Source organism: Izhakiella capsodis, assembly GCF_900115045.1.
Classification (GTDB): Bacteria; Pseudomonadota; Gammaproteobacteria; order Enterobacterales; family Enterobacteriaceae; genus Izhakiella; species Izhakiella capsodis.
Window position 1 is genome coordinate 45,613 of record NZ_FOVC01000014.1, and the last position, 18,609, is coordinate 64,221.

Consider the following 18,609-nt stretch of genomic DNA (forward strand, 5'->3'; position numbering starts at 1 on the left):
TCGTATTGAGGAAATCGTGATGAGTGAGGCTGAAGCCCGGCCAACTAATTTTATTCGCCAGATTATTGATGAAGACCTGGCCAGCGGTAAACACACTGAGATTCATACCCGCTTTCCACCGGAGCCAAATGGTTACCTGCATATCGGCCATGCTAAGTCTATCTGCCTGAACTTCGGCATCGCGCAGGATTATCTGGGGCAGTGTAATCTGCGCTTCGATGATACAAATCCGGTAAAAGAAGACAGGGAATTTGTCGATTCAATTAAACAGGATGTGCAATGGCTGGGTTTTGAGTGGAGCGGAGAGATCCGTTATTCCTCTGACTACTTTGATCAACTCTATAACTACGCCGTTGAGCTAATAACTAAAGGCCTGGCTTACGTTGATGAGCTGAGTGCTGAGGAAATTCGTGAATATCGCGGTACGCTGAAAGCTCCGGGTAAAAACAGTCCATATCGCGATCGCAGTGTTGAAGAAAACCTGGCCCTGTTTGAAAAAATGCGAGCGGGTGGTTTCAACGAAGGCAAAGCTTGCCTGCGCGCGAAGATCGATATGGCCTCGAGCTTTATCGTTCTCCGCGATCCGGTACTTTATCGCATTAAATTTGCCGAGCATCATCAGACCGGAAATAAATGGTGCATCTATCCGATGTACGATTTTACCCATTGCATCTCCGATGCGCTGGAAGAGATCACCCATTCACTTTGCACGCTTGAGTTTCAGGATAATCGCCGGTTGTATGACTGGGTGCTGGATAACATTACTATTCCAATCCACCCACGTCAGTACGAGTTTTCACGTCTGAACCTGGAATATGCGGTGATGTCCAAGCGCAAGCTAACACAGCTGGTAGCAGAGAAGATCGTCGAAGGCTGGGATGATCCCCGGATGCTGACGGTTTCTGGTCTGCGTCGTCGCGGTTACAGCGCCGCCTCGATCCGTGAGTTTTGTCGTCGTATCGGCGTAACAAAACAGGACAATATCGTCGAGATGGCCTCGCTGGAAGCCTGTATTCGTGATGATCTGAATGAGAACGCGCCGCGCGCTATGGCCGTTCTCGATCCCATTAAGGTGGTCATTGAAAACTTGCCTGCCGGGCATGATGAAAGGGTTACGATGGCAAATCATCCTAACCGCCCGGAAATGGGGCAGCGTGAGGTGCCTTTCAGTCGGGAAATCTGGATCGATCGTGCTGATTTTCGTGAAGAAGCAAACAAACAGTACAAGCGGTTAGTGCTGGGTAAAGAAGTGCGGCTGCGTAATGCCTACGTTATTCGTGCCGAACGCGTGGCAAAGGACGAAAATGGTAATATTACCTGCCTATTCTGTACTGCCGATCTGGATACGATGGGTAAAGATCCGGCCGATGGACGCAAGGTTAAAGGTGTGATCCATTGGGTGTCGGCCGATCACGGTCTGCCCGCGCAGTTCCGGCTTTACGATCGCTTATTCAGCGTGTCGAATCCAGGGGCTGCGGAGAACTTCCTCGCCACAATAAACCCTGATTCGTTGGTTATTCGTCATGGATTTGTTGAACCGGGCCTGCGGAATACCGAGGCGCTGAAACCCTGGCAATTTGAGCGTGAAGGCTATTTTTGTGCCGACAGCGTTTACTCTAAACCGGGAGAACTGGTGTTTAACCGTACGGTTGGTCTGCGTGATACCTGGGCAAAAGCCGGCGCATGACCCAAGGAATATGACTAAAAAGCAGCCGTTGGCTGCTTTTTTTATGTTTGTATAGTATCAACGCCATTTTCTTTAAGCTGGCAGATCAGATTCAGGAGCCGACGGACTGCTTGATCGATTTTTGCGGTGTAATGCGTACTTGCTTGATCATATTATCCTGCACATCAAGGATATTGATAGCGTAGCTTTTTACCTGAACGGTAGTGCCGGCCAGAGGTATCTCTTCGAGTGCCTCCAGTAGCATACCGTTGACGGTGCGGGCTTCATTTTCCGGTAGCGTCCAGTTAAACGCTTTATTCACTTCACGAACGTTAGCTCCGCCTTCGATTAATACCGAACCATCGTTTTGTGGCATGACTTCTTCTGCCAGCGTTGGTGACATCGAAGTAGTAAAATCGCCGACAATTTCTTCCAGAATATCTTCAATCGTCACCAGACCCTTAACATCGCCGTATTCGTCGACCACCAGGCTGACTTTCTCTTTGTTACGCTGAAACTTTACCAGCTGAACGTTTAACGCCGTTCCTTCAGGCACATAGTAAATCTCGTCGGCAGCGCGTAGCATCAGCGCTTTAGTAAACTCTTTTTTTTCATTCATCATTCGCCAGGCTTCGCGCACGCGTAACATGCTGATGGTGTCATCCAGGCTGTCGCGATAAAGCACAATGCGTCCGTGCGGGGAGTGAGTGAGCTGCCGAAGTATGGATTTCCATTCATCATTGATATTAATGCCAACAATTTCATTGCGCGGCACCATCACATCCTCAACCGTCACTTTATCGAGGTCGAGAACGGAAAGCAGCATATCCTGGTTGCGTCGTGACATTAGCGAGCGGGATTCATGAACGATGGTTCGTAGCTCTTCCTTACTGAGTGCCGCGCTGATCGCACCGTCGGTTTTAATACCCATCATATGCATGAAAAATCGTGCAATGGCGTTTAACAGCCAGACGAGCGGCAGCATAAGCTTCTGCAGGGGGCCAAGCAGCCAGCTACTGGGATAGGCGACTTTCTCCGGGTAGAGTGCGGCAACAGTTTTGGGCAATACTTCTGCAAAGACGAGAACGACGAAGGTCAGTATCCCGGTCGCAATAGCGACGCCAAGATCGCCATAAAGCCTCATACCGACGATGGTAGCTAATGAGGAGGCGAGGATATTTACCAGGTTATTACCAATCAGCACCAGGCTTATCAGCCGGTCCGGACGCCGCAGAAGTTTTTCTACGCGCCGTGCTGCGCGATTGCCGTTTTTAGCCCTGTGGCGAAGCTTGTAGCGATTCAGTGTCATCATGCCGGTTTCAGAGCCAGCAAACCAGGCAGACACAATGACCATCACGACTAAAGTGATAATCAGCGTGCCAGTCGAAATATGTTCCAAGCCAGTCATTCCTTGCTGTCGTTTATCAGGATGTCAAAAAGTGTTGTAGCATGCGACTGCCGAAATAAGCCATCGTCAGCAGGAACGCGCCACTGCAATTGAACCAGACGACGCGACGACCACGCCAGCCTTCATGATAATGGCCCCATAGCAACAGGATGTAGACAAACCACGCCAGAATGGAGAGAACGGCCTTATCAACGTTTTCCCGATTAAACAGGTCGTGCATGTAAAATAACCCAGTACATAACACCAGCGTTAGCAACACCACACCGACCTGAGTGATATGAAACATCTTGCGCTCAATACTCATCAGTGGCGGTATATCACTATTGAAAACCAGTTTTTTGTTCTTGAGTTGATAATCTATCCAGGCCAGCTGGAGAGCATAAAGCGCGGCGATAATCAGCGTGGCATAGGCAAAGAGCGCAAGACCAATATGCACCATCATGCCCGGTGTCGTTTCAAGGTGAGTAATAAAAGCGTTGGGAACGAAAGTGGCGAAAGCCAGATTAATCAGAGCGAAACTGTATACTATGGGTAATAAAAGCCAGCCGCGGTTGCATGAGGCCACAATCGTCATTATGGCGCAAATCAGCAGGCTCACAAGTGAGCCAATATTCAGCAGACTAAGATTTTGTCCGTTGCCGCTGGCAAAAATTCGCTGTTCTAGCGCCACGGCATGGCAAATCAGAGCCAGAACGGCTGAAATAACAGCCAGTCGGCGCCAGGCGCTATTTTTGCGTAGTAGCGTAGGAACAATTAATGCAAGGCTTGTTGAATAGGCAAACAGCGCCACGATTGCGAATGCGAACATAAAAGTTGTCAGGTACTCGCCAGATAACAAACAGGCAGTATAGCGCCAGCACCGGCTGGCTCCAAACGATCTCCATACAGATGGCTGAGATCGACGATCCTTCATGTTATAATCGCCGCCATTATGTCGCTATAGCACCCACTCTGAATACCTTGAGCGAGAGACAATGTTTGATAATTTAACCGACAGATTGTCGAGTACGCTGCGTAATATCAGCGGACGCGGCCGTCTGACTGAAGACAACATTAAAGATACCCTGCGCGAAGTGCGTATGGCGCTGCTGGAGGCCGATGTTGCTCTGCCTGTGGTGCGCGATTTCATTAATCGGGTGAAAGAGCGTGCGGTCGGCCATGAAGTTAATAAAAGCCTTACCCCGGGTCAGGAATTCGTCAAAATCGTGCGCAGTGAGCTGGAAGCGGCGATGGGGGCAGAAAACAACAGCCTTAACCTCAACGCTCAGCCGCCGGCCGTGGTGCTGATGGCTGGTCTGCAGGGGGCGGGTAAGACCACCAGCGTTGGTAAGCTTGGTAAGTTCTTGCTTGAAAAGCATAAAAAGAAAGTGCTGGTAGTTTCGGCGGACGTTTATCGTCCTGCCGCAATTAAACAGCTGGAGACGCTGGCGCAACAGGTAGGCGTCGATTTTTGCCCATCTGATCCCAGCCAGAAACCCGTTGACATCGTTAATAACGCGCTGCAACAAGCGAAGCTTAAATTCTACGACATACTGCTGGTCGATACAGCCGGACGTCTGCACGTTGATGAAAACATGATGGATGAAATCAAGCAGATCCATCATTCGATTAATCCGGTTGAAACGCTGTTTGTTGTTGATGCCATGACCGGTCAGGATGCAGCTAATACCGCCAAAGCATTTAACGAAGCGCTGCCTTTGACCGGTGTTATTCTGACAAAAGTTGATGGCGATGCGCGGGGCGGAGCAGCGCTATCTATCCGTCATATCACCGGCAAACCGATTAAGTTCATGGGGGTTGGTGAAAAAACGGAGGCGCTGGAACCTTTCTATCCGGATCGTATCGCTTCCCGTATCCTCGGGATGGGCGATGTCCTGTCGTTGATTGAAGATATAGAAAACAAGGTCGATCGCGATAAGGCTGAAAAGCTGGCCAGTAAGCTCAAAAAGGGCGACAGCTTTGATCTGAACGACTTTCTCGACCAGCTAAAGCAAATGCGTAACATGGGCGGCATGGCCAGTCTGATGGGTAAGTTGCCGGGGATGGGGCAGCTACCGGATAACGTTAAGTCGCAGATGGATGACAAAGTGCTGGTGCGTATGGAAGCAATAATTAATTCAATGACCCGCAAAGAGCGTGAAAAACCCGAAATTATTAAAGGTTCGCGCAAACGCCGCATCGCAATGGGATCGGGAATGCAGGTGCAGGATGTAAACCGTATGCTGAAACAGTTCGATGATATGCAGCGTATGATGAAGAAAATGAAAAAAGGGGGCATGGCGAAAATGATGCGCAACATGAAAGGCATGATGCCGCCAGGATTCTCCGGACGCTGACCCGAATATGTTCAGACGCGAAAAAGCATGGCTTAAAGATTGCTTTTTGCGGCAAAATGAGTAAAATTTTCGGGCTTTTTATATGACACCCTGGCCCCGTTCCTCGATGGGGCCAGGTTGTTTTATTAACTGAAGAGGATGTTATGGTAACAATTCGTTTGGCACGTCACGGCGCTAAAAAGCGTCCGTTTTATCAGGTAGTCGTCACTGACAGCCGCAATGCTCGTAACGGTCGTTTCATCGAGCGCGTAGGCTTCTTTAACCCGATCGCATCTGGTCAGGCTGAAGCGCTGCGTCTGGATCTGGACCGTATTGAGCACTGGGTTGGCCAGGGCGCTACTCTCTCTGATCGCGTTAATGCGCTGATCAAAGAAGCAAAGAAAGCAGCTTAATCTGTTACGGTGGCTGGCATGAGCAAGCATCAAACCGTTCCGTTTCCTGAAAACCCGATAGTCATGGGAAAGCTGGGGGCTGCGTTCGGAATTCGTGGTTGGCTCAAAGTATTTTCTTCCACCGAAGATGCCGAAAGCATTTTTGACTACCAACCCTGGTTTATTCAGCGGGCAGGTAAGTGGCAGCAGGTCGAGCTGGAAAGCTGGAAGCGCCATAGTCAGGAGATAATCATTAAGGTCAAGGGCTTTGACGATCGGGATGCAGCGGCGCTGCTGACTAATTGTGAAGTCGTTGTTGACGCTAATTCATTGCCACCGCTGGAAGAGGGCGATTACTACTGGAAAGATCTTATGGGTTGCAAGGTTGTGACCTCTAAGGGTTATGAACTAGGTAAAGTCGTTGATATGATGGAAACCGGTTCTAATGACGTTCTGGTCGTGAAGGCAAATCTCAAAGATGCATTTGGTGTAAAGGAGCGGTTAATTCCGTTTCTTAACGAACAGGTTATCAAGAAAGTCGATCTCGCTACTGGCTTTATTGAAGTAGATTGGGATCCTGGTTTTTGACCTCCGAATTCAATGGTAAAGCGACGCAGACAATGTGGATTGGTGTTATCAGCCTTTTTCCTGAAATGTTTCGCGCGATTACCGATTACGGGGTAACTGGCCGGGCAGTAAAGAATGGCCTGCTAAGCATTCAAAGCTGGAGTCCGCGAGACTTTACGCACGATCGGCATCGCACGGTGGATGATCGTCCATACGGCGGTGGTCCGGGAATGTTGATGATGGTGCAGCCCTTACGGGATGCGATTCATGCAGCAAAAGCAGCGGCAGGCAACGGTGCAAAAGTGATCTACCTGTCACCTCAGGGGCGCAAGCTGGATCAGTCCGGCGTGTGTGAGCTGGCGGCTAATCAGAAAATCATTCTGGTCTGCGGCCGCTATGAAGGGATTGATGAACGCATAATTCATGCCGAAATTGATGAAGAATGGTCAATTGGTGATTATGTGCTCAGCGGCGGCGAACTACCCGCAATGACGTTGATTGACTCTGTTGCCCGGTTTATTCCTGGGGTGCTGGGGAAGCAAGCGTCAGCAGAAGAGGACTCCTTTTCTGATGGGTTATTAGATTGTCCGCACTATACCCGCCCTGAAGTGCTGGAAGGAATGAGCGTCCCGTCAGTATTATTGTCGGGAAATCATGCGGATATCCGCCGCTGGCGCCTCAAACAGTCGCTGGGCCGAACCTGGCTAAGAAGACCTGAACTTCTGGAAAACCTGGCTCTGACTGAAGAGCAAGCAAGGTTGTTGCAACAGTTCCAGTGTGAATGTCAGCAACTGCATAACGATGATGGGAGCGCGCGGGCAGTGCCTGACCCCTCCTGAATATCAGTTTACCCAGGAAAAGAGATTAAAATATGAGCAACATTATTAAGCAAATTGAACAAGAGCAGATGAAGCAGGATGTACCTTCCTTCCGTCCGGGTGATACTCTGGAAGTGAAAGTATGGGTTGTTGAAGGTTCTAAAAAACGTCTGCAGGCATTCGAGGGCGTGGTTATCGCTATTCGTAACCGCGGTCTGCATTCTGCATTCACTGTTCGTAAAATTTCTAACGGCGAAGGTGTTGAGCGTGTATTCCAGACGCATTCACCTGTAATTGACAGCATCACCGTTAAACGTCGTGGTGCCGTACGTAAAGCCAAACTGTACTACCTGCGTGAGCGTACCGGTAAGGCAGCTCGTATCAAAGAGCGCCTCAACTAAGGGTACGCGAAAGCGACTTCCCAAAGTTAATATAAAACAAGGGGTTAGCGTGATGCTAGCCCCTTTTGCTTTTCTATAATTCAGATAAAAGCATCCTGATATACAGCGCAGTTTCTGTAGTTAGAGATATGGATACTGCGGGTAAATAGGTACCTAACAGTGGCGCCAGGCGGAACAACAAACCATAAGGGTTCGCGCCAGGTCGTCATGGCTACGAAATTGTTACGATGGTTGGTGACATTGACTTGCTCCGCGAGGATTTTTATCTTTTGCCATTTTCTGGCGGATAAACCTCATTTCGGGACATATTTTACTGCCGCTTTGGCGAGGATATTTCGATGTAAGCAGCTGAACCCATAACCCGTTGGCGCGAAATCTCAAACTGCTGAAAAAGTGGATACCTGCTTCGTCAGGATTAGCCATCTTCCCTTACGAACAGTCCAAACCCTTTGACTGACAAACTCAATATAAACCACGGGTAATGACTGATCTGCATTTGCTTTGTGATGTGAGAATATTCACTGGCTTATATTAGTAACGGGTGCAGCGTATCCTTATGCTGTGCGCTGATGACGAGATAAGAAACTATAAAAGCAGTCATTCCTGCCATAAACGCAAGATTATTTGCATATGGCATGTCTTCATGTTTTTTTGGCTAATCATATCAGCGCAGGCCGGTTGTTATGTTTTCTAAGGGACTGACAGATTACTTAGTCGTCAGCGTTAGAAACATGCAATCTGTCACCATCTCTAGCCGGTTGCCCTGGAGCGGTTTTCGTTCACGAAAGTATCGGGTTAAAAGTCTGAAGATAATAAGTGCAAATAGTATGGACGATAGAGTAAAACCTTTTGATGTAAACTTTTAATTACATCAATTCTTTTTTGTTTATTTTTATGTTGTTGTTTTTAATCTATTTTTTGTTTAATCAGTAATGATGATAACTATAATGTACATTGAGGTAGTCCTAATTGTATCGATTATGATACATTTGCATATGCTTTTAGAATAACGCTATGCGTACAATAATTGACAGGGCAGCTATTATGCAAAAAGACGCAGTTAATAATATTCATATCATAGAAGAGCAGATTTTAATCACGCCGGAGGAGCTGAAAAAAAAGTTTCCGCTCAGTGTCGATCTCGAGGCTCAGATTTCACATTCACGCCAGACTATCGCTAACATCATTGCTGGCCGGGACCATCGCCTGCTGGTGGTTTGCGGCCCTTGTTCCATCCATGATACCGATGCTGCATATGAATATGCTCGTCAGTTAAAAGATCTGTCTGATCAACTCAAGGATCAGTTGTACATCGTTATGCGCGTGTATTTCGAAAAGCCACGTACCACTGTTGGCTGGAAGGGATTAATCAACGATCCTTATATGGATAACTCATTTGATATGGAAGCTGGTTTGCATATTGCCCGCCAGCTGCTGGTCAATTTGGTTGAAATGGGGCTGCCACTCGCCACGGAGGCGCTGGATCCCAACAGTCCGCAGTATCTTGGCGATCTGTTTAGCTGGTCAGCGATTGGTGCTCGTACGACTGAGTCACAAACCCATAGGGAAATGGCATCGGGTCTCTCCATGCCGGTTGGCTTTAAAAACGGCACTGATGGTAGTTTGGGTACCGCAATAAACGCCATGCGTGCCGCCTCAATGCCGCACCGTTTTGTAGGGATCAACCAGTCAGGCCAGGTCTGTCTGCTGCAAACACAGGGTAATCCTGATGGTCACGTTATTTTACGCGGTGGTAAATCGCCTAACTACGGCCCTGAAGATGTTGCGCAGTGTGAAAACGAGATGCTGAAAGCCGGACTGCGTGCGGCTTTAATGATTGATTGCAGTCATGGCAACTCAAATAAAGACTATCGTCGACAGCCCGATGTTGCAGAATCAGCCGTGGCGCAAATAAAAGATGGTAATCGCTCGATCATGGGGCTCATGCTGGAAAGCCACTTGCATGCAGGCAATCAGTCTTCTGAACAGCCACGTTCTGAGATGAATTATGGTGTTTCAGTCACCGATGCCTGTATCAACTGGCAAACTACAGAATCACTGCTGAAGGAAATCCACCAGGATTTGCAGGGCGTACTGGCGGCACGTTTAGCATAAGAGGCATAAAAATGGTGGCTGAATTAACCGCGCTACGCGATCGAATCGATGAGGTTGACAAGGGGCTGCTGGATTTGCTGGCGCAACGTCTGGCACTGGTTGCCGAAGTCGGCGAGGTTAAAAGTAAGGCGGGATTGCCGATTTATGTTCCGGAAAGAGAAGCATCTATGCTGGCATCGCGCCGGCAGGAAGCTGTAAAGCTGGGTGTGCCGCCTGATCTAATTGAAGACGTATTACGCCGTGTCATGCGTGAGTCCTATATCAGCGAGAATGATAAAGGCTTTAAGACTATCAACACCGAGCTGAGGTCGGTGGTTATCGTTGGTGGCAAAGGACAAATGGGTCGCTTGTTTGAAAAGTTGCTCACCTTGTCTGGCTATCAGGTACAGATCCTGGATAAAGAGCAGTGGGGCAGTGCCGAATCGATGCTGGATAAGGCCGGAATGGTCATCATCAGCGTACCTATTCATCTGACAGAGCAGGTCATCGCACAGCTGCCTCCATTACCAGAAGATTGTATTCTGGTCGACATTGCTTCAATTAAAAATGTGCCGCTACAGGCAATGCTGGCTGCCCATTCTGGGCCGGTGCTGGGATTACACCCGATGTTTGGTCCTGATATCAGCAGTTTGGCCAAACAGGTTGTGGTCTGGTGTGATGGGCGTCATCCTGAAACTTATCAATGGTTTTTGCAGCAGATTCAGGTGTGGGGTGCTCGTCTGCATCGCATTAGCGCCAGCGAGCACGATCAGCATATGGCATTTATTCAGGCTTTGCGCCATTTTGCCACTTTTGCCTATGGCCTTCATCTGAGTGAAGAAAACGTAAAGCTAGAGCAACTGCTAGCGCTTTCCTCTCCGATTTACCGTCTGGAGCTGGCGATGGTGGGACGGCTTTTTGCCCAGGATCCTCAGCTCTACGCAGATATCATTATGTCCTCGGAGAATAATCTGGGGCTGATAAAGCGCTATTACCGACGTTTTGGTGAGATGATTACACTGCTTGAAACGGGTGATAAGCAGGCTTTTATTGATAGCTTTCGCAAAGTTGAACGCTGGTTTGGCGATTATGCCCATCGCTTTATGAGAGAAAGCAAGGCGATGTTACGCGCATCGAATGATAGCCTTAAGTAAAAAGTATCCTTCATTAAAGTCCCTGAATCAGGGACTTTTTCTATCTCTGCTATACAGGCACTACATTTTCACTTGGGTAACATCCGAGCACTTTCAAAAAACGGGCAGTCTCTTTCAGCTCTTCAAGCGCACATTTCATGGCTTCAGAACGCTGGTTTCCTTGCACATCAATGTAAAACATTTCCTCCCAGGGATTTCCGTGGATGGGTCGGCTCTCCAGCTTGCTCATTATCAGGTTATGATTGCGCAGTATCAGCAATGCTTCTACCAGCGCACCAGCCTGCTGGCCGGTTGCCATTAGCAGCGTGGTTTTGGCTGGTACCTGAGAGGTAACCTCTACAGGTTTGCGCGCAAGTATGAGAAAACGAGTGATGTTTTGTTTCTGGTTAGCAAGGTTTCGTTCCAGAACCTGCAGACCATATAAAGCGCCACCAGCTTCACTACCCAGTGCGGCGATATGCGGATTGTTGATAGACGCAACTTTTTCCATCGCAGCGGCGGTACTTTCACTGTATTCAGTTTTCCATTCAGGAAAACGGTGGATAAACTGACTGCACTGCTGAAAAGGCTGCGGGTGGCTGTATATGGTTTTAATTTGCTTCAGATCTGTTTTGCCAGTGACCAGTACGCAGTGATTGATGGGTATAGTCAGCTCGCCGACAATGGACAGGCTGGTATTTTGCAGTAGATCGTATACATCGTTGATCGATCCTGAGCTGCTATTTTCAATCGGCACCACCGCATAATCAGCCTGGCCGCTCTCAACTTGCTGTAAAATTTCATTAAATTTAACACAGCCACTTTCTATGACATTTTCGAAATGGCGAGCCGCGTATTTACGTGCCGCGATATGCGACCAGGAGCCTTTCGGGCCCAGAAACGCGATACTCGCGCTTTTACTACCGGTCTGGTTGAGATGCTGCTGTAATAGCGTCTGCTGGGTTAGCACCGAGTCTTCAATGATTTGCTGGAAAATCTGCGTAACATAGTGAGCATCCAGCCCTTTTAGTGCTCCTTTTTCAATCAGCTTTTGCAGTAGTTCACGCTCGCGAGCAACGTCGCGCACTGGGCGTTTGGTCTGCATTTTAGCATTGGCCACTTCGGTGGAGAGGGCGCGTCTTTCTGCAAGCAATAGCAGTAGTTTTTCATCCAGTGCAGTGATCTTATCACGCAGAGGCAGTAAAGGATTATCCGTGCTCATCATGTTCCTTACTTTTCAGCCGTTAAAAAAAAACCTCCCTTTCGGGAGGCTTTATTATTCGTCTTCGCATTCTTATTCAATGACGAAATGCCTCCCGCTAGAGGAGGATAAAAAAGAATGCGAAGAAGAACAGGTTTACTTGCATCTACTGGTAGCCTTTGGCTGTAACAGGCTAGCACAATAACCCTGTTAAAAATAAGCTGTCAATAAAAAACGCGCCCTGAGGCGCGTATTGTCGTGAGTGATTGTCTTATTCACTTAGGCTGGGATCTTTCAGGTTACTGTGAGACCGGCGAGCCTCACCTTTATGCTGGGCTTTGTTGAGCTGTTTTTCCAGTTTACTTATAAGGTCATTGATGGCGGAGTACATGTCGATATGTTTAGCACTGGCGAACAAAGCACCATTCGGCGTGTTGATGTTTGCATCGGCGACAAATTCGTTTGATTCTTTTGACAAGACAATGTGCGGATTGATTAGGTGAATTTGCCATTTCTCCAGCTTAGCAAGCCGTTCCTCAACATGGCGGCGGATAGCTTCAGTAATTTCCATCTGTTTGCTGGTAATGTTCAGAATCATCGTACTTCCCTCTCTGTCATTTCCGTGCGAGTGGATTCAGAATAGCGCTAAACATCGTTTTATGTGTGATTTGGATCAAAAAAAGGGGCCACCTTTTGTCGAAGAATCCATTATGTGAAAAGAGCTAACTAATCCATCTTTGACGCTTGAATTAGGTAGCAGAGGATAACGAAGTCGTAAGAACAAGCGTTTTTTTAACGGAAATTAAATGAATTAACCAGAAAAAAGGCAGCCCATCGGCTACCTTTTTGCGTTGAGAAGTGAAAACGATCAGCTGCTTTTGTTCGCAGCAATCAGTTTGGCTACTTTTTCTGCTTCGCCATTCAGCTGCATCTTACGGTATGCATTTTCCATCAACGGTAATGCGACCTTTGTTGCCTGCGTATCGGGATAATCTTTAAGCATTTGCTCGACGCGGTTAACAACGGCGACATAAGCGCCGCGTTTAGTGTAGAATTGTGCGATGGATAACTCATACTTCGCCAGGCGGTCTTTTAGCGCGATCAGGCGGAGTCTGGCATCATTGGCGTAAAGGCTGTTGGGATAACCGCGCAGTAGCTGAGTGAAGTCGCGGAATGCAATGCGCGCATACTCTGGATCCCGGTCGGAACGGTCGATGCCAAAGAAGTTCTGTAAGGCGCTGTTATCCATTGCCATATCTGTCAGACCACGCATGTAGATAACATAGTCGATGTTTGGATGTGTTGGGTTAAGACGTATAAAGCGATCTATAGTGGCCTGAGCCAGTGGATAATCGCCATTTTTATAGTACGCGTAGATGAGGTCCAGCTGCACCTGCTGGGAGTAGGGGCCGAATGGATAGCGATTATCAAGAGCTTCCAGTTGAGTAATGGCACCTCTAAAGTTACCGTCCTGCAGCTTTTGCTGGGCCGTTGCATAAATTTCGGCAGGTGGGCTATCAGGCACCGTCTCCTTCGTGCCGGAACAGCCGGCAAGTACAAGGCTCAACGTGGCTGCAGCCACCAGATATTTCATACGCGTCATGACGATTTGATTATCCTCAGAGTGTTATTGTGGAAGCTGTCCGTGAAGCTTCCGATAGTGACCAGGTACGATAGCACAATATATTAACGGCTACGCCGTAAAAACCCAACGTTAACGAAGAAGCTGTTTATGGCACAACTAGTACAACTCAACGCGACGGTATCCGAATCACAACTCGGACAACGTTTAGATCAGGCTTTGGCCGAATTGTTCCCTGATTATTCGCGTTCACGCATAAAAGTGTGGATTCTGGATCGTCACGTCCGGATAAACGGCGTCGTAGCAGATATGCCCAAATTCAAAGTTCTCGGCGGTGAGCATGTGGAAATCGACGCTGAAATTGAAGAAGATGCACGCTGGGAGCCACAGAATATCGCACTTGATATTGTATATGAAGATGACGATATTCTGGTTATCAATAAGCCTCGCGATCTGGTCGTACATCCTGGCGCAGGCAATCCTGACGGTACCGTACTTAACGCGCTGCTCTATTATTATCCCAAAATTGCTGACGTACCACGTGCTGGTATCGTCCACCGGCTGGATAAAGATACCACGGGTTTGATGGTGGTCGCTAAAACTGTTCCTGCGCAAACGCATCTGGTTGAGTCGCTGCAACTGCGCGAAATAACCCGTGAATATGAAGCGGTCGCCATTGGCAATATGACGGCAGGCGGTACGGTAGAACAACCGATTGCTCGCCATGCAACTAAGCGCACGCATATGGCTGTTCATCCGATGGGGAAGCCCGCGATAACGCATTACCGAATCATGGAGCACTTTCGTGTCCATACTCGCCTGCGGCTTCGTCTTGAAACCGGACGTACCCACCAGATTCGCGTCCATATGGCACATATCAATCATCCTTTGATTGGTGATCCCCTCTACGGTGGCCGCCCCCGTCCGCCGAAAGGTGCATCCCAACATTTTATCAGTACGCTGCGGCAGTTTGATCGTCAGGCGCTCCACGCCACTATGCTACGGCTTTACCATCCGATTAGCGGTATCGAAATGGAATGGCATGCCGGGATACCGCAGGACATGATCGATCTGATTAATGCGCTAAAGGCTGATACCGAAACCTTTAAAGATCAGCTTGATTGGCTATGAGCTTGTTGCTGCCACAATGGAACGCACCAGCGTCAGTGTGTGCTTGTAGCACGACGCGGCAGGACGGTTATAGCCAGCCGCCCTGGGACGCGTTTAATCTGGGAATGCACGTTGGCGACGATACTCATCATGTCGAGCTGAACCGCCAGCGGCTGATTCAGCTGGCGGGGTTACCTTCACCGCCCATTTGGCTGGAGCAGGTGCACGGCACCGACGTTGTGAATCTGCCCACCCTTCAGGCTGTTCCGCGCGCTGATGCCGCTTATACCCAACAGCGCGGTGTGGTTTGCGCTGTTATGTCTGCAGACTGCCTTCCTGTGCTGCTGTGTTCACAGTATGGCGATGAGATTGCAGCGGTACACGCTGGCTGGCGAGGATTGCTAGCTGGAGTACTTGAACAGACGCTGAAAAGTTTTCGTGCTCCTCCGCGCCATATTATAGCCTGGCTCGGGCCAGCAATAGGACCTCAGGCATTTGAGGTCGGCGCTGAAGTACGCGATGCTTTTATTAACCACAATCATGCTACTGCCGCCTTTTTTCTTCCTGCTGGTAATCGATTTTATGCCGACCTTTGGCAACTGGCACGGCACCGCCTTCAGGCTGCAGGCATCGTGACCATCAGCGGTGGTGGGGAGTGCACTTATCAGCAAGCTGGTCAATTTTTCTCCTACCGACGTGACGGAATTACGGGCCGTATGGCAAGTTTGATTTGGCTGATATAGATTAGCGCCCTAAGACGATCCGACGTGGTGTATTTTTTCCAGCAAAAAGCGGGTCAATAATCTTGAAAATTTGAGGACAGACCTCATTTAGTCTCCAGTAGCAATGTTGACCTGTAGGGGGAAATTATGCGTCTGGATCGTCTTACTACTAAATTCCAGTTAGCTCTCGCCGATGCGCAGTCTTTAGCGCTTGGACGCGATCATCAATTTATTGAGCCACTTCATCTGATGAGCGCCTTGCTCAATCAGGAAGGCGGTTCTGTTCATCCACTGATGACTACTGCCGGTGTGGATGTCGCCAGCCTCCGTAATGGCATTGAGCAGGCAATAAGTCGTCTTCCTCAGGTTGAGGGCAATGATGCTGACGTTCAGCCTTCTGCCGATTTGCTTCGCGTACTGAATATTTGCGACAAGCTGGCGCAGAAGCGTGGCGATAATTTCATTTCATCTGAGTTATTTGTGTTGGCCGCCCTTGACTCACGAGGTTCACTGGCTGATTTATTGAAATCTGCCGGTGCGACCAGTGAAAAACTGACGAACGCGATCGAGCAAATGCGCGGAGGAGAAAACGTGAACGATCAGGGAGCAGAAGATCAGCGTCAGGCTTTAAAAAAATACACCATCGACCTCACCGAGCGTGCAGAACAAGGCAAGCTTGACCCGGTTATTGGGCGTGATGAAGAAATTCGTCGTACCATACAGGTTTTGCAACGTCGAACTAAAAACAATCCTGTTCTCATTGGTGAGCCAGGTGTCGGTAAAACCGCAATTGTTGAAGGACTGGCGCAGCGGATTATCAATGGTGAGGTTCCGGAAGGGCTAAAAGGACGTCGCGTTTTGGCGCTCGATATGGGCGCGCTGGTTGCCGGAGCCAAATATCGCGGCGAATTTGAGGAGCGCCTTAAAGGGGTTCTCAACGATCTGGCGAAACAGGAAGGTAACGTTATCCTGTTTATTGATGAATTACACACTATGGTGGGGGCGGGCAAAGCCGACGGCGCAATGGATGCCGGCAATATGCTGAAACCTGCACTTGCGCGCGGTGAGCTGCACTGCGTTGGTGCCACCACGCTTGATGAATATCGCCAGTACATTGAAAAAGATGCCGCGCTTGAGCGTCGATTCCAGAAAGTATTTGTCGCTGAGCCGAGTGTGGAAGACACCATCGCCATTCTGCGCGGGCTTAAAGAGCGCTATGAATTGCACCATCACGTGCAAATTACCGATCCGGCTATTGTAGCTGCGGCCACACTTTCACATCGTTATATCGCTGACCGGCAGCTTCCGGATAAAGCGATTGATCTTATCGATGAAGCGGCTTCCAGTATCCGTTTGCAAATAGACTCCAAGCCAGAAGCGCTGGATCGACTTGAACGTCGGATTATTCAGTTAAAGCTGGAACAGCAGGCACTAAAAAAAGAGTCTGATGATGCCAGTATCAAGCGCCTTGAAATGCTTGAAGAGGAGCTGACACAAAAAGAGCGTGACTACTCCGAATTGGAAGAAGAATGGAAAGCGGAAAAAGCGTCTCTTTCTGGTACACAGACGATTAAGGCAGAACTGGAACAGGCGCGTATTGTACTGGAGCAGGCGCGTCGTCAGGGTGATTTGGCGCAGATGTCAGAACTGCAATACGGGAAAATCCCGGAGCTGGAAAAACAGCTTGCTGCCGCGATGCAGTCGGAAGGCAAAACGGTTAAGCTGCTGCGCAATCGTGTAACCGACGTTGAGATTGCCGACGTGTTGGCTCGCTGGACGGGGATCCCTGTGGCGCGCATGATGGAAGGTGAACGCGATAAGTTATTGCGCATGGAGCAGGAACTCCATCAGCGTGTGATTGGTCAGGATGAGGCGGTTGAGGCTGTATCCAACGCTATTCGCCGTAGCCGCGCGGGACTTGCCGATCCAAACCGCCCGATTGGTTCATTTTTGTTTCTTGGTCCGACCGGTGTGGGTAAAACTGAACTTTGTAAAGCTCTGGCTAACTTTATGTTCGATAGCGATGACGCGATGGTGCGTCTGGATATGTCAGAGTTCATGGAGAAGCACGCTGTATCCCGGCTGGTTGGTGCACCTCCCGGCTATGTTGGCTACGAAGAGGGAGGATATTTGACTGAGGCAGTTCGACGTCGGCCTTATTCGGTTATCCTGCTTGATGAAGTGGAGAAAGCGCACCCGGATGTGTTCAATATTCTTCTTCAGGTGCTGGATGATGGCCGTCTGACCGACGGTCAGGGGCGTACGGTCGATTTCCGCAATACGGTTGTTATCATGACATCTAACCTGGGATCGGATTTGATTCAGGAGCGTTTTGGTGATTTGAACTATGGGGAAATGAAAGCCTTGGTCATGTCCGTGGTCGGACATCATTTCCGTCCGGAGTTTATAAATCGTATTGATGAGTTAGTGGTTTTCCATCCGTTGGGTGAAGAACATATTGCTTCAATTGCCAAAGTTCAGCTGCAACGTCTCTATGAGCGCCTTGAAGAGCGGGGATATGAACTGCACATCAGTGATGACGCGTTACAGCTGTTAGGTAAAAATGGCTATGATCCGGTTTACGGTGCTCGTCCGTTGAAGAGAGCTATTCAGCAGGAGATAGAAAATCCGCTGGCGCAGAAGATTCTTTCTGGTGCGTTTGTGCCGGGTAAACCGATTTTAATGAGTGTCAGCAATGGTGATATCGTCGCCTCTCAGTAAGTCTTCAAAAGCTAAAATGGCCGCTACGCGGCCTTTTTTTTAGCATAAATGCGGATTAATTTAGCCATGAGATTGAAAAACGAGCTAATGATTCTGTTTTTACAAATAACACTTGCCAACGCTTGTCAGCTGCCTATAATGCGCCACCACTGACACGGTAAAGCGGTAACGCGGTCGGGTCAGCAAGGTAATGAAGTGATTCATTTTCTTGTGAGAGGGAAGGAAAAAAACCTTGACTCTTCAGCGGTGAAGCGTAATATACGCCACCTCGCGACAGCAGGCTCAGCGCCGCGTCGCACTGCTCTTTAACAATTTATCAGACAATCTGTGTGGGCACTCGCAGGATTGATATCGCAAAACTATTTGATGTATCAAGTCTTGAAGAGTGAACACGTAAATTCATTACGTAATCATCCGTTTTAACGGATGAAGAGTTTAATTCTTTGAGCATCAGACGCTTTTAAATTGAAGAGTTTGAT

At 48.8% G+C, this 18,609-nt stretch carries 16 protein-coding genes and 1 other annotated feature; of the genes, 11 read left to right on the top strand and 5 right to left on the bottom strand.

What is annotated here, in order from left to right:
- Positions 1-19 precede the first annotated feature (19 nt).
- Positions 20-1,687 carry a glutamine--tRNA ligase gene (gene glnS / locus BM191_RS15190; protein ID WP_092879696.1) on the top strand — a complete coding sequence of 556 codons (1,668 nt, stop codon included), beginning with the start codon at positions 20-22 and terminating at the stop codon, positions 1,685-1,687.
- A 91-nt stretch (positions 1,688-1,778) separates the two neighbouring features.
- On the opposite strand, the gene BM191_RS15195 is transcribed toward glnS, so the two are convergent.
- Both BM191_RS15195 and BM191_RS15200 read right to left on the bottom strand, forming a co-directional pair.
- Complete coding sequence (locus BM191_RS15195; protein WP_092879746.1) at positions 1,779-3,065, bottom strand: HlyC/CorC family transporter; 1,287 nt, start codon at positions 3,063-3,065, stop codon at positions 1,779-1,781.
- A 25-nt stretch (positions 3,066-3,090) separates the two neighbouring features.
- Complete coding sequence (locus BM191_RS15200) at positions 3,091-3,882, bottom strand: cytochrome C assembly family protein (protein ID WP_092879699.1); 792 nt, start codon at positions 3,880-3,882, stop codon at positions 3,091-3,093.
- A 166-nt stretch (positions 3,883-4,048) separates the two neighbouring features.
- Between BM191_RS15200 and ffh the strand changes: the two genes are divergently transcribed.
- From ffh to tyrA, 7 genes are all read left to right on the top strand, one after another.
- Complete coding sequence (ffh, locus tag BM191_RS15205; RefSeq protein ID WP_092879702.1) at positions 4,049-5,410, top strand: signal recognition particle protein; 1,362 nt, start codon at positions 4,049-4,051, stop codon at positions 5,408-5,410.
- Between the two features lie 143 nt (positions 5,411-5,553).
- Positions 5,554-5,802, top strand: coding sequence for a 30S ribosomal protein S16 (gene rpsP / locus BM191_RS15210; RefSeq protein WP_033739514.1), 249 nt, complete (start codon positions 5,554-5,556; stop codon positions 5,800-5,802).
- Between the two features lie 18 nt (positions 5,803-5,820).
- On the top strand, positions 5,821-6,369 hold the full coding sequence (gene rimM, locus BM191_RS15215; RefSeq protein ID WP_092879705.1) for a ribosome maturation factor RimM: 549 nt from the start codon (positions 5,821-5,823) through the stop codon (positions 6,367-6,369).
- A 32-nt stretch (positions 6,370-6,401) separates the two neighbouring features.
- Positions 6,402-7,187 carry a tRNA (guanosine(37)-N1)-methyltransferase TrmD gene (gene trmD / locus BM191_RS15220; RefSeq protein ID WP_092879708.1) on the top strand — a complete coding sequence of 262 codons (786 nt, stop codon included), beginning with the start codon at positions 6,402-6,404 and terminating at the stop codon, positions 7,185-7,187.
- A 32-nt stretch (positions 7,188-7,219) separates the two neighbouring features.
- Positions 7,220-7,567 (top strand): 50S ribosomal protein L19, encoded by a 348-nt coding sequence (rplS, locus tag BM191_RS15225; RefSeq protein ID WP_092879710.1) that lies wholly within the window; start codon positions 7,220-7,222, stop codon positions 7,565-7,567.
- Between the two features lie 1,044 nt (positions 7,568-8,611).
- On the top strand, positions 8,612-9,682 hold the full coding sequence (locus BM191_RS15230) for a 3-deoxy-7-phosphoheptulonate synthase (RefSeq protein ID WP_092879713.1): 1,071 nt from the start codon (positions 8,612-8,614) through the stop codon (positions 9,680-9,682).
- 11 nt (positions 9,683-9,693) lie between these two features.
- Positions 9,694-10,815: a bifunctional chorismate mutase/prephenate dehydrogenase gene (tyrA, locus tag BM191_RS15235; RefSeq protein ID WP_092879716.1), complete on the top strand. Its 1,122-nt coding sequence runs from the start codon at positions 9,694-9,696 to the stop codon at positions 10,813-10,815.
- A 49-nt stretch (positions 10,816-10,864) separates the two neighbouring features.
- Here tyrA and pheA read toward each other — a convergent pair whose 3' ends face one another.
- From pheA to bamD, 3 genes are all read right to left on the bottom strand, one after another.
- Complete coding sequence (gene pheA / locus BM191_RS15240) at positions 10,865-12,016, bottom strand: bifunctional chorismate mutase/prephenate dehydratase (RefSeq protein ID WP_092879720.1); 1,152 nt, start codon at positions 12,014-12,016, stop codon at positions 10,865-10,867.
- 23 nt (positions 12,017-12,039) lie between these two features.
- Positions 12,040-12,162, bottom strand: a sequence feature (Phe leader region).
- A 104-nt stretch (positions 12,163-12,266) separates the two neighbouring features.
- On the bottom strand, positions 12,267-12,593 hold the full coding sequence (gene raiA, locus BM191_RS15250) for a ribosome-associated translation inhibitor RaiA (RefSeq protein ID WP_092879725.1): 327 nt from the start codon (positions 12,591-12,593) through the stop codon (positions 12,267-12,269).
- A gap of 270 nt (positions 12,594-12,863) precedes the next feature.
- On the bottom strand, positions 12,864-13,598 hold the full coding sequence (bamD, locus tag BM191_RS15255) for an outer membrane protein assembly factor BamD (RefSeq protein WP_092879728.1): 735 nt from the start codon (positions 13,596-13,598) through the stop codon (positions 12,864-12,866).
- A gap of 129 nt (positions 13,599-13,727) precedes the next feature.
- On the opposite strand from bamD, the gene rluD reads away from it, so the two are divergent.
- The 3 genes from rluD (at position 13,728) to clpB (ending at position 18,130) form a co-directional block, all read left to right on the top strand.
- Complete coding sequence (gene rluD / locus BM191_RS15260) at positions 13,728-14,708, top strand: 23S rRNA pseudouridine(1911/1915/1917) synthase RluD (protein ID WP_092879731.1); 981 nt, start codon at positions 13,728-13,730, stop codon at positions 14,706-14,708.
- The gene (gene yfiH / locus BM191_RS15265; protein WP_092879734.1) at positions 14,705-15,430 is read left to right on the top strand and encodes a purine nucleoside phosphorylase YfiH; all 726 of its coding nucleotides are present in this window, start codon (positions 14,705-14,707) and stop codon (positions 15,428-15,430) included. Before rluD ends, yfiH begins: the two co-directional genes overlap by 4 nt.
- Before the next feature lie 126 nt (positions 15,431-15,556).
- Positions 15,557-18,130: an ATP-dependent chaperone ClpB gene (gene clpB / locus BM191_RS15270; protein WP_092879737.1), complete on the top strand. Its 2,574-nt coding sequence runs from the start codon at positions 15,557-15,559 to the stop codon at positions 18,128-18,130.
- Positions 18,131-18,609: the final 479 nt, after the last annotated feature.

Excerpts from the sequence above, each read along its gene's own strand:
- clpB (WP_092879737.1), top strand. The coding sequence starts at position 15,557 with ATGCGTCTGGATCGTCTTACTACTAAATTCCAGTTAGCTCTCGCCGAT.
- rpsP (WP_033739514.1), top strand. The coding sequence starts at position 5,554 with ATGGTAACAATTCGTTTGGCACGTCACGGCGCTAAAAAGCGTCCGTTT.
- bamD (WP_092879728.1), bottom strand. The coding sequence starts at position 13,598 with ATGACGCGTATGAAATATCTGGTGGCTGCAGCCACGTTGAGCCTTGTA.
- trmD (WP_092879708.1), top strand. The coding sequence starts at position 6,402 with ATGTGGATTGGTGTTATCAGCCTTTTTCCTGAAATGTTTCGCGCGATT.
- rplS (WP_092879710.1), top strand. The coding sequence starts at position 7,220 with ATGAGCAACATTATTAAGCAAATTGAACAAGAGCAGATGAAGCAGGAT.
- ffh (WP_092879702.1), top strand. The coding sequence starts at position 4,049 with ATGTTTGATAATTTAACCGACAGATTGTCGAGTACGCTGCGTAATATC.
- raiA (WP_092879725.1), bottom strand. The coding sequence starts at position 12,593 with ATGATTCTGAACATTACCAGCAAACAGATGGAAATTACTGAAGCTATC.
- BM191_RS15230 (WP_092879713.1), top strand. The coding sequence starts at position 8,612 with ATGCAAAAAGACGCAGTTAATAATATTCATATCATAGAAGAGCAGATT.
- pheA (WP_092879720.1), bottom strand. The coding sequence starts at position 12,016 with ATGAGCACGGATAATCCTTTACTGCCTCTGCGTGATAAGATCACTGCA.
- tyrA (WP_092879716.1), top strand. The coding sequence starts at position 9,694 with ATGGTGGCTGAATTAACCGCGCTACGCGATCGAATCGATGAGGTTGAC.
- rimM (WP_092879705.1), top strand. The coding sequence starts at position 5,821 with ATGAGCAAGCATCAAACCGTTCCGTTTCCTGAAAACCCGATAGTCATG.
- BM191_RS15200 (WP_092879699.1), bottom strand. The coding sequence starts at position 3,882 with ATGTTCGCATTCGCAATCGTGGCGCTGTTTGCCTATTCAACAAGCCTT.
- glnS (WP_092879696.1), top strand. The coding sequence starts at position 20 with ATGAGTGAGGCTGAAGCCCGGCCAACTAATTTTATTCGCCAGATTATT.
- rluD (WP_092879731.1), top strand. The coding sequence starts at position 13,728 with ATGGCACAACTAGTACAACTCAACGCGACGGTATCCGAATCACAACTC.
- yfiH (WP_092879734.1), top strand. The coding sequence starts at position 14,705 with ATGAGCTTGTTGCTGCCACAATGGAACGCACCAGCGTCAGTGTGTGCT.